At 72.0% G+C, this 14,435-nt stretch carries 12 protein-coding genes and 1 pseudogene; 6 read left to right on the top strand and 7 right to left on the bottom strand.

Features of this window, described 5'->3' with window-relative positions; translation table 11 throughout:
* Positions 1-940: Bug family tripartite tricarboxylate transporter substrate binding protein (locus OZN99_RS12840; protein ID WP_270935637.1), on the top strand; the 940-nt coding region annotated here is incomplete at its 5' end.
* Positions 941-1,129: 189 nt separating this feature from the next.
* Here the strand turns inward: OZN99_RS12840 and OZN99_RS12835 are convergent.
* Complete coding sequence (locus tag OZN99_RS12835; RefSeq protein WP_270935636.1) at positions 1,130-2,377, bottom strand: amidohydrolase family protein; 1,248 nt, start codon at positions 2,375-2,377, stop codon at positions 1,130-1,132.
* Between the two features lie 166 nt (positions 2,378-2,543).
* Between OZN99_RS12835 and OZN99_RS12830 the strand changes: the two genes are divergently transcribed.
* Positions 2,544-3,512: a Bug family tripartite tricarboxylate transporter substrate binding protein gene (locus OZN99_RS12830; RefSeq protein ID WP_270935635.1), complete on the top strand. Its 969-nt coding sequence runs from the start codon at positions 2,544-2,546 to the stop codon at positions 3,510-3,512.
* 216 nt (positions 3,513-3,728) lie between these two features.
* Here the strand turns inward: OZN99_RS12830 and OZN99_RS12825 are convergent, their stop codons facing one another.
* Positions 3,729-4,466, bottom strand: coding sequence for a 4Fe-4S dicluster domain-containing protein (locus OZN99_RS12825; protein ID WP_270935634.1), 738 nt, complete (start codon positions 4,464-4,466; stop codon positions 3,729-3,731).
* A complete protein-coding gene (locus tag OZN99_RS12820; protein ID WP_270935633.1) occupies positions 4,463-7,297 on the bottom strand; it encodes a molybdopterin oxidoreductase family protein in 2,835 nt (944 codons plus the stop codon). Before OZN99_RS12820 ends, OZN99_RS12825 begins: the two co-directional genes overlap by 4 nt.
* Positions 7,298-7,563: 266 nt before the next feature.
* On the opposite strand from OZN99_RS12820, the gene OZN99_RS12815 reads away from it, so the two are divergent.
* Positions 7,564-9,804, top strand: coding sequence for a mechanosensitive ion channel family protein (locus OZN99_RS12815; protein WP_270935632.1), 2,241 nt, complete (start codon positions 7,564-7,566; stop codon positions 9,802-9,804).
* Positions 9,805-9,840: 36 nt separating this feature from the next.
* Here OZN99_RS12815 and OZN99_RS12810 read toward each other — a convergent pair whose 3' ends face one another.
* Together OZN99_RS12810 and OZN99_RS12805 are read right to left on the bottom strand one after the other, a co-directional pair.
* Entirely contained in the window at positions 9,841-10,056 is a 216-nt protein-coding gene (locus OZN99_RS12810) for a hypothetical protein (protein ID WP_270935631.1), read from the bottom strand.
* Between the two features lie 52 nt (positions 10,057-10,108).
* The gene (locus tag OZN99_RS12805) at positions 10,109-10,315 is read right to left on the bottom strand and encodes a cold-shock protein (RefSeq protein WP_270935630.1); all 207 of its coding nucleotides are present in this window, start codon (positions 10,313-10,315) and stop codon (positions 10,109-10,111) included.
* A gap of 207 nt (positions 10,316-10,522) precedes the next feature.
* Between OZN99_RS12805 and OZN99_RS12800 the strand changes: the two genes are divergently transcribed.
* On the top strand, positions 10,523-11,074 hold the full coding sequence (locus OZN99_RS12800) for an SgcJ/EcaC family oxidoreductase (RefSeq protein WP_270935629.1): 552 nt from the start codon (positions 10,523-10,525) through the stop codon (positions 11,072-11,074).
* Positions 11,075-11,099: 25 nt separating this feature from the next.
* Here OZN99_RS12800 and aroC read toward each other — a convergent pair whose 3' ends face one another.
* The gene (gene aroC, locus OZN99_RS12795; RefSeq protein WP_270935628.1) at positions 11,100-12,203 is read right to left on the bottom strand and encodes a chorismate synthase; all 1,104 of its coding nucleotides are present in this window, start codon (positions 12,201-12,203) and stop codon (positions 11,100-11,102) included.
* A gap of 100 nt (positions 12,204-12,303) precedes the next feature.
* Positions 12,304-13,149, bottom strand: a complete 846-nt coding sequence (fabI, locus tag OZN99_RS12790; RefSeq protein WP_270935627.1) for an enoyl-ACP reductase FabI — start codon at positions 13,147-13,149, stop codon at positions 12,304-12,306.
* Positions 13,150-13,240: 91 nt separating this feature from the next.
* Here fabI and pdxH point away from each other — a divergent pair, with 91 nt between their 5' ends.
* Both pdxH and OZN99_RS12780 read left to right on the top strand, forming a co-directional pair.
* A complete protein-coding gene (pdxH, locus tag OZN99_RS12785; protein ID WP_408611837.1) occupies positions 13,241-13,864 on the top strand; it encodes a pyridoxamine 5'-phosphate oxidase in 624 nt (207 codons plus the stop codon).
* Positions 13,861-14,435: pseudogene (locus OZN99_RS12780) on the top strand (AAA family ATPase); the annotation flags it as partial. The gene pdxH and the pseudogene OZN99_RS12780, both read left to right, overlap by 4 nt.

The following is a 14,435-nucleotide window of genomic DNA, read 5'->3' as shown; positions in this document are numbered from 1 at the left end:
CTTCCTTTCTTTCCCCTTTCTGGCGCAGGGCGGCGCGCCCGCCTGGCCAAGCCGGCCGGTCGTGCTCGTCGTGCCCTATGTGCCGGGCGGGCCTTCCGACCTGCTGGCCCGCGCGCTGGCGGGGCCGCTGCAGGCGGCGACGGGCCAGCCCGTGGTGGTGGAGAACCGCACCGGCGCCAACGGCATCGTCGCGGCGCAGCACGTCATGCGCCAGGCGCCGGACGGGCAGACGCTGTTCGTCGCGGCCAGCGGCCTGCTGACGGTGACGCCGCTGATCACGGCGCGCCCGCCCTTCGACCCCGTGCAGGACTTCACGCCGCTGACCATCGCGATCAGCGCGCCGAACCTGCTGGTGGTGCATCCCTCGGTGCCGGTGGCGACGCTGCCGGAGCTGATCGCCTGGCTGAAGGCGAATCCGGGCCGGGCGTCCTACGGCTCCTCGGGCATCGGCTCCTCCGAGCACCTGGGGATGGAACTGTTCAAGCTGCGCACCGGGACGGAGGCGACGCATGTGCCCTATCCCGGCGGCGGCGCGGCGGTGACGGACCTGGTGGGCGGCACGCTGCAGCTCTCGATGCTGAACGTGGCGACGGTGGCGCAGCACGTGCTGGGCGGGCGGCTGCGGGCCATCGCGGTGGGCGGCGCGGCCCGCCACCCGCTGCTGCCGGAGGTGCCGACCTTCCCGGAAGCCGGGCTGCCCGGCTTCTCCAGCGGCAGCTGGCATTCCATCGTCGCGCCCGCGGGAATGCCGCCGGCGCTGCAGGCGCGGGTGCAGGCGGTGCTGCGGGAGGCGCTGCGCTCGCCCGAGATTGCCGCGCGCCTGGCCGCGACCGGCTTCGCGGTGGAGGCGACGGACGGCGCGACGCTGAAGGCGCTGGTGGAGGCCGACCTGGTCCGCTGGCGCGAGGTGGTGCGCGCCGCGGCGATCCCGGTGAATTGAGGGTGGCGGCGGCGCCGGCTTCGGGGAGCGCGGTCGCGCCCCCACCCCGACCCTCCTCCGCTTCGCAGGGGAGGGAGCCTGGCACGCCGACGATCCCTCTCCCGCGCAGCGGCGGTGCCCTCGCGCAGCGAGGGCGGGTGGGGGCGCGACCAGCCCACCCCGACCCGCCCTGAGTTGGCGCGTATCGCGCTACGCCTGCGGCCGGTGGAGCACCGCCGGCGCGCGGGTCACGGTGCGGCGGCCGCGCTTGAAGGCGTGCAGCACCGGCGCGATGCCGCGCAGCGCCGCCACCGCGTCCGGCGCGTCCAGCACGACGATGTCCGCCGGATTGCCGACCGCAAGGCCGTAGTCCTCGCGGCGCATGATCTTCGCCGAGGACGCGGTGATCATGTCCCACATCGCGCGCAGCTCCTCCGCCGCGCCACGCTGGACGATGTTGGCGTAGAGATTGGCCTGCCGGACCAGCTGCCCGTCGCCGAAGGGCGTAAAGGGGTTCTGGATGTTGTTGGAGGAGAGCGAGCAGGTCACGCCGGCCTCCACCAGCTGGTTGGCGTCCACCACGGCGCGCGGCACGTCGTGGTCGCGGTGGCGGCCGCCAAGGTAGAGGTCGGTCGCGGGCAGCACCGTCAGCGCGACGCCGGCATCGGCCAGGCGCTTCGCGACCTTCGCCATCTCCGCCGGCGGCATGGTGGAGAGCTTGGTGACATGGCCGATCGCGACGCGGCCGCCCCAGCCGTGCTTCTCGGTCAGCTCGCAGACCAGCAGCGTGTCGAGCTCGGCGGCGGAGGCGCCGCTGTCGAGGTGCATGTCGATGTCGAGGTCGTAGTGGCGCGCGAGCTCGAAGACGCGGCGGATCTGCGCGGCGCGGTCGGTGTCGTAGTTCGGCGCGGCGCCGACGACGGTGGCGCCGTTCTCGAGCGCGGCGACCATCAGCTCGTCTGTGCCGGGGTTGTTGGTCAGCCCCTCCTGCGGCATCACGCAGATCTCGATGTCGATGGCCCAGGCATAGGCCGCGATCAGCGCCTTCACGCCTTCGAAGCCGCGCAGGCCGATCTTCGGGTCCACCTCCACATGGGTGCGCATGCGCGTGCAGCCGTGCAGGATGCAGCGCTCCAGCGTGCCGGCCGCGCGGCTGCGGACATCCTCCACGGTGATGGAGGGCTTGAGCGCGGAGACGGCCTCCATCGCGCCATGCGGGAAGCGCGTGGTGGAGCAGTCGCAGCGGTCGATGATGCAGGACTTGTCGAGATGGATGTGCGTCTCGACGAAGCCGGCGCAGGCCAGGCGGCCGCCGCCGGCGACCTCCTCCTGCGCCTGGCCGGGAAGGGCTGGCGCGATGGCGGCGATGCGGCCGGCGGTGACGCCGATGTCCACCGTGGGTGCATCCGCGCGCTGGTCGGGCAGGCGCACCTCGCGCAGCAGCAGGTCGAAATCCATCCTGGCCCCCGTGATGACGATGCGCGCCGCGGCACGCCTGGGTTCCTGCGCCGCGGCATGACGCTTGCTGGGACAATCGCCGAGCGGGTTAAGCTGCGCAAGCCGACGCCCGTGATGGTGCGGACGAGCGGAAGGACGGAACACGATGCGGCCTCATCCGGGTTCGATGCGACGACGCGGCCTGCTGGTGGCGGCCGCCGCGCTGGCGGCGCCTTGCATGGCGCGGGCGCAGGCCGCCTGGCCGGAGCGGCCCATCCGCTGGATCGTGAACTTCCCGCCGGGCGGCGCGGCCGACATCCTGTCCCGCACGCTGGGCGAGTGGTTCGGCACGCGGCTCGGCCAACCGATCGTGATCGAGAACCGGCCGGGCGCGGGCGGGATGCTGGGCGCGGACATCGTCGCCAAGGCGCGCGGCGATTCGCATGTGGTGATGATGTCGAGCGCGGCCTCGCACGGCATCGGGCCGGTGCTCTACGCCAACGTGCCCTACGACGCGCTGGCGGATTTCACGCATGTCCACCTGGTCGGCACCTTCCCGAGCGTGCTGGTGGTGGGGCCGGCCTTCCCCGGCACGACGCTGGCGGAGCTGCTGGCGGCGGCGCGGGCGCGGCCGGGACAGATCACCTACGGCTCGGGCGGCAACGGCACGATGAACCACCTGACCGGCCAGTTGCTGGCGCGCGCGGCTGGGGTGGAGCTGACGCATGTGCCCTATCGCGGATCGGCGCCGGCGATGACCGACGTGATGGGCGGGCAGTTGCCGGCGCTGATGGAGAGCCTGCCGACCGCGCTCGGCAACATCCGCGCCGGGCGGCTGCGCCCGCTGGCGGTGAGCGAGGCGGAGCGCGCAAGCGTGCTGCCGGAGGTGCCGACCTTCGCCGAGGCGGGCTTCCCCGCCGTGGCCTCGACCAACTGGTTCGGCTTCTCGGCCGCGGCCGGCATCCCGCCTGCCGTCGCCGAGCGCTGGCGGGTGGAGCTGGATGCTGCGCTGGCCTCGGCGCAGGTGCGGGAGCGATTCGCCGCCATCGGGGTGCGGCCGGGGACGCTGGGGCCGGATGGTTACACCGCGCTGATCCGGGAGGAGCTGACGCGCTGGCGGGAGGTGATCCGCGCGGGGAACATCCGGGCGGATTGAGGGGAGCGTCGTCGCCGGATCAGGGGAGGTCGGTCGCGCCCCCACCCCAACCCTCCCCCGCTCCGCGGGAGAGGGAGCAGCGCGCGCCGACGATCCCTCTCCCGCGGAGCGGGGGAGGGGAGGGGCCCGCGCGGAGCGCGGGAGGGTGGGGGCGCGACCGGCAGCGCCGCCATGTTCGCGCGGCCCTCTCCCGTGCGGGGTGAAGGGCTGCGTAGTTCAGCGGGACAGCGCGCGGTCCAGCCAGCGCAGCAGCGGGTTCGCGATGTCCATCTGCGTGGGTGCCGCTTCCGCCGGCGGGTGCGGGTTGGGGGCGGGGCGCTCGCGCGGCGGGAGATACTTGTTGACCGGCCTGTAGCCGAGCTCCGGCATCAGGTCGAAGCCGCCACGCGCCGCGACGAGCTGCGACACCTTGCTGGCAGGATCGCCGAGGTCGCCGAAGTGGCGCGCGCCGACCGGGCAGGTGATGACGCAGGCGGGCTGGCGCTGCGGCTCCGGGATGGTCTCGTTGTAGATGCGGTCCACGCAGAGGGTGCACTTCTTCATGACCCCCTCGTCCTCGTCCAGCTCGCGCGCGCCATAGGGGCAGGCCCAGGCGCAGAGGCCGCAGCCGATGCAGGTCTCCGTGTTGACCAGCACGATGCCGTCCTCGGCGCGCTTGTAGCTCGCACCCGTCGGGCAGACGGTGACGCAGGCCGGCGTCTCGCAATGCAGGCAGGAGCGGGGGAAGTGGACGGTGCGGCCGTCCTCGCCCTCGCCGGCCTCGTAGGAGTGGACGCGGTTGAACCACACGCCTTCCGCGCCGGCGGAATAGGCGTTGAAGTCGGGCAGCGGCTTGAGGTGGCCGCCGGCATTCCACTCCTTGCAGTTCGTCGCGCAGGCATGGCAGCCGACGCAGGTGTCGAGGTCGATGACGAGGCCGAGCTTCTTCGCGCTCGGCGGCGGCAGTTCGGTCACGTGCCGGGCTCCCTGACCAGTGCCGGTGCGGGCTGCATGCCGGGTGGGCGCTGCAGTGTCGCGGGATGCGGGTCGGTCTGCGCGATCTCATCCGCGGCGCATTTCGTCACGCGCACGCGCAGGTCGTACCAGGCCGCTTGGCCCGTCACCGGGTCGGAATTGGCGAAGCGGTACGCCGCCTCCTGCGCCGGCAGCCACTCGCTGATGACGTGGTTCAGCAGGAAGCCGCGCGTGGCTTCCGGGCTGTCGGGCGAGAGGTTCCAGGCGCCGGCGCGCTTGCCGATGGCGTTCCAGGTCCAGACGGTGTCGGGGTTCACGCCGTCCATCAATGCAAGCTGGCCCTTCACCCGGCCGTTGCGGCTTTCCACCCAGATCCAGTCGTCCTGCTGCAGGCCGAGCCGGCTGGCGGTGACGCGGTTCATGTAGAGCTTGTTCGCGCCCTTGATCTGCCGCAGCCAGGCGTTCTGCGAGCCCCAGGAATGGTAGTGCTCCATTGGCCGCTGCGTGATGGCGGAGAGCGGGAAGCCCGACACGTCGTGCTGCTGCTGCTCGAGCGGCGGGTACCAGATGGGCAGCGGGTCGCAATAGGTCGCGATGCGCGCCCGCTGCGCCTCCGGCGGCTGCTTCGCGCCGTGGCCCTGCGCCGCCAGGCGGAACTTCTGCAAGGGCTCGCTGTAGATCTGCAGCACGATCTGGTCGGCCTTGCCGATCAGGCCCATCGCCTTGCTGTCATCGAGATACGCCTTGTTGGCGTGCTTGAAGTAGAGCTGCTCCGGCGGCAGGTGGTGCCGCCAGAAGCAGCCGTTCTCGATGTACATCTTCAGCTGGTCGGGGTTCGGCTCGCCGACGCCCTTCTTCGTGCCGTCGCCGCGGAAGCCGGCGAGCGGGCCGATGCCGGGCATGCGCTGGTGGTTGATGATGTAGTCCGGGTAGTCCTTGAAGCGCGGGCTGCCATCCTCCTGCACGAAGGCGGGCAGGCCGAGGCGGGCGCCAAGCTCGATCAGCACCTCCTGGAAGCCGCGCACGTCGCGGTCGGGCTGGATCACCGGCTGGCGGATGGCGTCGCCCGGGCCATGCGCGCTGCCGATCGGGCGGTCCAGCAGGGAGATGCAGTCCCAGCGTTCCAGGTAGGTCGTGTCGGGCAGGATGAGGTCGGCGTAGGGGACCGTCTCGCTGAAATACGCATCCGAGTAGATGACGTGCGGGATGCGGTACTCGCCATCCTCCCGCGTCTCGGTCAGGCAGCGGACGACCTCGCCGGGGTTCATCGCGCTGTTCCAGGCCATGTTCGCCATGAACATGAACAGCGTGTCGATCTCGTACGGGTCGCCGGCGCCGGCATTGCCGATCACCGTGTGCATCATGCCGTGCAGCGCGAGCGGCGCGTCCCAGCTGAACGCCTTGTCGATGCGGATGGGCGAGCCGTCGTCATGCACCAGCAGATCGTCCGGCCCGTGCGGGAAGGCGAGGATGTTGCCGGCGAGCGGCGTGTTGGGCTTCGCTCCCTTGCCGGCGGGGCCGGGCCCCGGCGGGATCGGCCGCGGGAAGGGCGACTTGTAGCGCCAGGAGCCAGGCACATCGATGGCGCCGAGGATCATCTGCAGCAGGTGCAGCGCGCGGCAGGTGTGGAAGCCGTTGGAATGCGCGGAGATGCCGCGCATCGCGTGGAAGGAGACGGGGCGGCCGACCATCCTCTCGTGCCGGCGGCCGAGCGTGTCGGTCCAGGGCTGCTCGATGGTGATGGTGTGGTTGAAGGCGATGTCGGCAATCTCGGCGGCCAGGCGCCGGATGCGGTCCGCGGTGACGCCGCAGGTCGCGGCGACCTTCTCCGGCGCGTAGTCCGGCGAGAGGTAGCGCTCCGCCATCAGCTGGAAGACGGGCACGGCGGTGCGGCCATCCGGCAGTTCGTACTCGCCGACGATCTGCGGCGAGAGCTCGGCGCTGCCGGCATCCATCGCGCCGCGCGCGCGGTCCCAGGCGAGCGGCTTGCCCTCCGCGTCGCGCGCGAAGAGGCCGTCATCCGCGCCGCCGGGGTTCTTCACGACCAGCCAATGCGCGTTGGTGTAGCGGACGAGGAACTCCAGATCGACGCGGTCGGTGCGCAGCAATTCGTGGATCAGCGCCATGACCAGCAGGCCGTCGGTGCCCGGCCGGATGCCCACCCATTCATCGGCGATCGCGCTGTAGCCGGTGCGCACCGGGTTCACGCTGACGAACTTCGCGCCGCGTTCCTTCAGCTTGCCGAGGCCGATCTTGATCGGGTTGCTGTCATGGTCCTCGGCGACGCCGAACATCATGAAGTATTTGGCGTGCTCCCAGTCCGGCTCGCCGAATTCCCAGAAGCTGCCGCCGATGGTGTAGAGGCCCGCGGCCGCCATGTTCACGCTGCAGAAGCCGCCATGCGCGGCGAAGTTGGGCGTGCCGAACTGCGCGGCCCAGAATCCGGTCAGGCTCTGCGACTGGTCGCGGCCGGTGAAGAAGGCGAGCCGGCGCGGATCCGTCTCGCGCACCGCCTTCAGCCAGCCGGTGGCGATGTCCATCGCCTCTGCCCAGGAGATCTCGGCGAACTCGCCGGAGCCGCGCGGGCCGACGCGCTTCAGCGGCGCCCGCAGGCGGGAGGGCGCGTACTGCGTCATGATCCCCGCGCTGCCCTTGCCGCAGAGCACGCCGCGGTTCACCGGGTGGTCGGGGTTGCCCTCGATGTAGCGGACGCGGCCGTCCTTCAGGTGGACTTTGATGCCGCAGCGGCAGGCGCACATGTAGCAGGTGGTCGTCTTCACCGCGTCGCCGATCGGCGCGGAGGTCTCGATGACCTCGCCGTTCCCGGTCATGCGGGCCGGCAAGGCGCCGCGGTCGCGGTGTGGAAGATTCGTATCCGGCATGCCTGGCCCGTGGTGTCGCTGCGGTCGGGATTAGCGCATGGCGGGCGGTGCCGGCAAAGCCCGGCGGCCGGATGATTCGAGGGCCGTCCGATGTGCGCCCTGCCTGCCGGGCGGCGTCCGTGGGGGGAACCGGCCTGCTTGACGCCGCCCGCGGCCCGCGCGCATCACGCGAGCCCGCGCCGCCGTGCTCAATCCACCCGGGACGACCGCCAGGCATGCCGAACCTGCTCCGACCTCGCGCACTGGGCCGTCTGCTCGTGCTGGCGATCGCTCTCCTCTCAGGTGCGGCGCAGGCCGAGTCCTGGACGGGCAGCTGGGACACGCGCTGGCGCGGCGGCGGGGCGATGCTGGACCTGCGGCAGGAGGGTGACCGCGTCACCGGCACCTACCCGCTCTACGACGGCCGCATCGAGGCGCAGGCGCGCGGACGCGAGCTGCAGGGGCGCTGGATCGAGGGCGACCGCTTCGGCAGCTTCCTGTTCGTCATGGCCGAGGACGGGCAGACCTTCATGGGTCGCTTCGACACCGGCGAATGGTGGACCGGCGGGCGGGTGGCCGGCACGGCGCCGCGGCTGGCGGTGGACCAGGCGACGCCGCGCCGCGCGATGCGCACCTTCCTGACCGCGTCCAACCGCGCGTGGCTGGGCAGCGAGGAGGCCTGGGGCGCCGCGGCGGCCGTGGTGCATTTCGGGGAGGGGGCGGCGCGGCTGCGCGCGGGCCAGAGGCTGGCGCAGGTGCAGGCGCTGGCCGAGGCGATCAACCTTGCGACCTTCCGGCTGTGGTCCATCCCGGGCCGGTCCGCCGAGGGCGACCGCGTCGAGGTGCGGCTGGAGCGCGCCGGCACCGAGGCGGCGCTGACCCTGACCTTCCAGCGGCGCGAAGGCCGGTGGTACATCGTCATGCCGGCGGCCGAGGAGCTTGCGGGGCAGGTGCGCCGGATGCGCGCGGCACGGCCGGCAGCGGCGGAGGCGGAGGCGCATCTCGCGCTGCGCAGCCCGCGCGACGTGCTGCTGACGCTGTTCGATCCCTCGGCGAACGAGGCACAGCGCCTGGCCGTCTTCAACCTGGACGAGGTGCCGGAGGCGGTGCGGACGCATGAGGGGCGGCTCGCGGTCGGCTATCTGCGCCGCATCCTGGCGCGAATCGGCCCGGTGCTGCCGCAGGAGGTGCCGGATGACCCGGCCTCGGCGCGCGCCTATGTGCATTTCGAGCATCCGCTCGGGCGCATCGCCATTGCCCGCCGGCCCGACGCCACGCCGGAGGCGCCGCGCTGGGCGGTGACGGCGGACAGCGTCGCGGCGCTGCGCCCGCTGTATGGCGCGCTCGAGGCGATGCCGACGGATCCGGAATCCTCCGCCATGCTGCCGGAAGCCACCGGCTACTTCGCCGTGCGGCAGTGGGTGTCCGGGCTCTCGCCCTGGCTGGTCACGCGGCTCGGCCCGATCGAGACGTGGCAGGTCATCGGCATCCTCGGCCTCGTCGCGGCGGGCTGGCTGCTCGGCTTCCTGGTCGGACGGCCGGCGACGATGCTGTTCGCCTGGCTCGCCGGGATTCCCCGTGCGGAGGCGCGCGCGATCCGCTGGCCGGCGAGGCTGGCCGCCGCTTCGGGGCTTTGGCTGGTGGGCAGCAACTGGCTCGGCCTGCCCGACCTGGTGCAGGGGGGCCTGCTCGCGTTGTTCAGCATCACCCTCGCGGTGGCGATGGCCTGGGCCGGCTGGCTGGTGGTGGACGCCATCGCGCGGCGGCTGATGCTGCTGGCGGCCGCCACCGAGACGAATCTGGACGAGATCATGCTGTCGCTGCTGGCCGGTGCGGCGCGGGTGGCGCTGGCGGCAGGCGCGGCGGTCTATGTCGCGCTGGTCCTGTCGATCCCGGTGGCGGGAATCATCGCGGGCCTGGGCGTCGGCGGCCTGGCCTTCGCCTTCGCCTCACGCGAGACGCTGCAGAACGTGTTCGGCGCCGGCATCCTGCTGACAGACCGACCCTTCAAGCGCGGTGATTCCATCGTGGCAGGCGAGGTGCGTGGCACGGTCGAGAAGGTCGGCATCCGCTCGACCCGGGTGCGCACGGCCGATGACAGCCTGGTCGTGGTGCCGAACGGCAAGCTGGCGGATGCGACAATCAACAACATGGGCACGCGCCGGCATCGCGTGGCGACCGGCAAGGTGGTGGTGGCCTGGACGGCGCGGCCCGAGCAGGTGGACGCGCTGATCGAGGGGATACGTGCCATCCTCGACGCGCGCCGCGACGTGGCACGGGAGAAGACGCTGGTCGGTGCGACCGGCCTCGGGCTGGACGGTATCGAGGTGGAGTTCACCGCCTTCCTCGCCGTGCCGGGCGTGGCGGCGGAGCGGGCGGCGAAGCACGAGATCCTGCGCGAGGTGCTGGCGCTGGCGCACCGTCTGCGCCTGCCGGCCTGTGAGGAAGTGAGCCGGCGCGACGCCCGCGCCGCGTGACGCCCTGGTGAACCCTGCGGGCGCCTGCCTGGCCGTTCAGCCGGCGCTGAATTCCTGGCCGACCGGGCGAAGCTGCTGCTCGCGGAAGGCACGTTCCAGGCCGTCCTTCGCGCTCCGGGCGCGATAGGTGCGGTCGAGGTCGTCGCCCGGCAGGGCCCGGGTGATGGTGTAGAGTCCGCGGGGGATGTTGGCGTCCCAGGGGCCGGGGGTGAACTCGACGTCCTGGCCTACGGTGAATTTGTGCGGGGCCATGGCGGCCTCCTTCAAAGGGGGCGGGCGCGGCCCGAAGGCCGCGCCACACCGTTCAGGCGCGCTGCAGCCGGGAGGCCGACATCTTGCCCTGGTTGCCCTGCTGGAGCTCGTAGCCGAGCTTGTCGCCTTCCTGCAGGCCGTCCCAGCCGGCGCGCTGGACTTCAGAGATGTGGACGAAGACGTCCTTGGAGCCGTCATCGGGCTGGATGAAGCCATAGCCCTTGGTGGCGTTGAACCACTTCACGGTGCCAACTTGCATGATGTACTTATTCCGATAGGCACGAGGACCGCCGCGCGGACATCGCGTGGCGGATCAGCCGGACGAAACGGAGGGGGGCTGGGCTCGGTGCTCCATGCGGAGCAGTGAGGACAGGCCGAACCGGGACGCAGGGTGACGCGCACAAGATGCGCCTTTGCCGGTCCCGACGCCAGTCTTTTCGGCTGACGCTTCCGTGTGGCGCCGGGCGTGCTGCCGCCCGCCACGTCGGCGCACCGGCGGAGCGCCATTCTGATTGCGCAATCGCGAATGATTGAAACAGGCGCAACTGGTGCATGGTTCGGAGCGATTCCGATGTTGCGCCGTTGCCTCATCCCTGCCGTGCTCATCGCCATGAACCCTGTGGCCGCCTGGGCCGGGCCCAAGGAAGACGCGGAGGCGGTGTTCGGCCGCTTCCTCGCGGCCTTCACCGCCGCAGACCCGGCAACCGTTGTGGACCAGTTCTGGCCGGATGCGCTGTTCTGGGGCACCACCATGACCGGCCTTGCAACGACGCGCGACGCCGTCCAAGCCTACTTCGCACCTCTGGCGAACCGCGCCTCGAACGAGCGCCGCGCCACGGCGGAGTCCGTCACCTCCGCCGTGCTCTCCGACACGGCCGTTCTGGTCTCCGGCGTGTGGCGCGTCGAGGCGGCGGGCCAGGCCACGCCGTCGCTGCTCCGCGTCAGCATGGTGGTGACGTGCCGGGACGATGCCTGGCGCATCGCGCAGTTCCACAACTCGCAGATGCCGCGGCCATAGGCGACGAGCGCGGGCCGCGCGGCGGTCAGTTCCGGGGCAGCCGGGCCTGGCTCGGCGCGTCGGGGTTCTGGGCGCGGTGGCGCAGCAGGTGGTCGGCGAGCACCAGGGCGAGCATCGCCTCGCCCACCGGCACCGCGCGGATGCCGACGCAGGGGTCGTGGCGGCCCTTGGTCAGCACCTCCACCTCCTGCCCGAAGCGGTCCACCGACTTCCGCGGCGTCAGGATGGAACTGGTCGGCTTCACCGCGAAGCGCGCGACCACGGGCTGGCCGGTGCTGATCCCGCCCAGGATGCCGCCGGCGTGGTTGCTCTCGAACTGCACCAGGCCGTGCGGGCCCATGCGCATCTCGTCGGCGTTCTCCTCCCCGGTGAAGGACGCGGCCGCGAAGCCGGCGCCGATCTCGACGCCCTTGACGGCATTGATCGACATCAGCGCGGCGGCGAGGTCGGCATCGAGCTTGCCGTAGATCGGCGCGCCGAGGCCGGGGGGCACGCCCTCCGCGACGAGTTCGACGACCGCGCCCAGGGAGGAGCCGGACTTCCGCGCCTCGGTCAGCTTCGCCTCCCAGCGGGCGGCGGCGGCGGCGTCCGGGCAGAAGAAGGGGTTGTTGTCCACCTCCGCCCAGTCGAACCTGGCCACGTCGATCCAGTCGCCGCCCATGGCGACGAGCGCGCCGCGGATGGTGACGCCCTCCAGCACCTTGCGTGCGACGGCGCCGGCGGCCACCCGCATCGCCGTCTCCCGCGCGCTGGACCGCCCGCCGCCGCGGTAGTCGCGGACGCCGTATTTCAGCTCATAGGTCAGGTCGGCATGGCCGGGGCGGAAGCGGTCCTTGATCTCGCCGTAGTCCTTGCTGCGCTGGTCCTGGTTTTCGATCAGCAGCGAGATCGGCGTGCCGGTGGTGACGCCCTCGAAGGTGCCCGACAGGATCTTCACCTGGTCGGGTTCCTGGCGCTGGGTGACGAACTTGGACTGGCCGGGACGGCGGCGGTCCAGGAAGGGCTGGATGTCGGCCTCGGTCAGCGGGATGCGCGGCGGGCAGCCATCCACCACGCAGCCGATGGCGGCGCCGTGGGATTCGCCCCAGGTGGTGAACCGGAAGAGGTGGCCGAAGCTGTTGTGGGACATGGGGGTCGCCTGGCGCCTCAGGGGGAGCGCGGGATGATGCCCCCACCCCGACCCTCCCCCGCAAGCGGGAGAGGGAGAACGCGGCGTGGGAGACGGAGGATCAGACCGTGGCGATGTCGGGCGCGTCGGGGTTCTTCATGCCCACCACGTGATACCCGCAATCGACGTGGTGCACCTCGCCGGTCACGCCGGAGGACAGGCCGGAGAGGAGATACAGCCCCGCGCCGCCGACATCCTCGATGGTCACGTTGCGCTCCATCGGCGCGTTGTACTGGTTCCACTTCAGGATGTAGCGGAAGTCGCCGATGCCGCTGGCGGCCAGCGTCTTGATCGGCCCGGCGCTGATCGCGTTCACGCGGATGCCGGCCTTGCCCAGGTCGGCGGCCATGTAGCGCACGCTCGCCTCCAGCGCGGCCTTGGCCACGCCCATGACGTTGTAGTGCGGCGTCACCCGCTCCGCGCCCAGGTAGCTCATCGTCAGCAGGCTGCCGCCCGGCTGCATCAGCGGCACGGCGCGCTGCGCGACCGAGACGAAGGAATAGACGCTGATGTCCATCGCCTGCAGGAAGGCGTCGCGCGGCGTGTCCATGTAGCGGCCGCGGAGATACTGCTTGTCGGCGAAGCCGATGGCGTGGACCAGGAAGTCGATGCCGCCCCAGGCCTCCTTCACCGTGTCGAACACCGCATCCACGCTGGCGTCGTCCGTCACGTCGCAGGGCAGCACCAGGCGGGAGCCGACCTGCTCGGCCAGCGGGCGCACGCGCTTCTCCAGCGCCTCGCCCTGGTAGGTGAAGCAGAGCTCGGCGCCCTGCGCCGCCACAGCGCGCGCGATGCCCCAGGCGATGGAGCGGTCGTTCGCGACCCCCATCACCACCCCCCGCTTGCCCGCCATCAGCGTGCCCGCGGGCACGGCGGCGGGGGCGTCGGAGTCTTCGGCTTGGGGCATGAGGGGACCGGCGGCTGGTTGCGGAGGCCGGGGCGGGATGGCACATGCCCCCAACGGGAGCAAGATGCCGGCGATCGGCCGGCCGCCCCCCATGCCATCGCAGGAGCCGTTCTTGGACCAGCCCGCGCGGACCCCCGCGACCGAGGACCCCGTCGCCCTCTTCGAAGCATGGATGGCGGAAGCGACGCGGTCCGAGCCCAACGATCCCAACGCCGTCTGCCTGGCGACGGCGACGCCGGATGGCCGGCCCTCCGCCCGCATGGTGCTGCTGAAGGGCGTGGATGCGCGCGGCTTCGTCTTCTACACCAACCTCGAAAGCCGCAAGGGCGGCGAACTGGCGGCCAACCCCTTCGCGGCCATGTGCTTCCACTGGAAGACGCTGCAGCGGAGCGTGCGCGTGGAAGGCCCGGTGGAGCAGGTCTCGGCGGCGGAGGCGGACGCCTACTACGCCTCCCGCGCGCGGGGGTCGCGCATCGGCGCCTGGGCCAGCCGGCAGTCCCGCCCGCTGGAGGGCCGCTTCGCGCTGGAGAAGGCGGTGGCCGAATACACCATGAAGTTCGGCATCGGCGAGATCCCGCGCCCGGCGCACTGGGGCGGCTTCCGCCTGCTGCCGCAGCGCATCGAGCTGTGGCGCGACATGCCCTTCCGCCTGCACGAGCGGCGCGTCTTCCACCGGTCGGGCGAAGGCTGGGAGATGGAGATGCTCTACCCGTGATCCCCGCGGAGCAGGAGCCGGTCGCGGCGCTGCTCCACCGGATCACCGGGGCCGCGCCGGTGGAGACGCACATCTCCGCCGTCTTCGTCGGCCGCGACGACGCCTTCAAGCTGAAGAAGGCGGTGACGCTGCCCTTCCTGGACTTCGCGCCTCTCGCCGCGCGGGAGCGCTTCTGTCGGAGGGAGCTGGAGCTGAACCGGCCGGCCGCGCCGGGCATCTATCGCGAAGTGCTGCCGGTGACGCGCGGCCCCGACGGCGCGCTGGCGCTGGGCGGCGCGGGGGAGGCGGTGGACTGGGTGCTCCGCATGGCGCCCATCCCGCCGACGGACTTCCTGGATTCCGTGGCGGCGCGCGGCGAGCTGGACGGCGCAATGCTGGATGCCATCGCCGACACCGTCGTCGCGCTGCACGACGCGGCGCCGCCGGTCGCGGGCGTGGACGCGCCGGGGCGGATGCGGACGGTGTTGACAGGCAACGTCGCGAGCTGCCGCGGCACCGGCCTGGACGAGGGGCATGTCGCGGAGGTGGCGGCCGCGCTCGGCGCCCGGATCGAGGCGGCGGCGCCGGCGCT

This window comes from Falsiroseomonas oryzae (assembly GCF_027856955.1).
GTDB lineage: Bacteria > Pseudomonadota > Alphaproteobacteria > Acetobacterales > Acetobacteraceae > Falsiroseomonas > Falsiroseomonas oryzae.
This window is presented reverse-complemented; position numbering and strand designations above follow the sequence as displayed.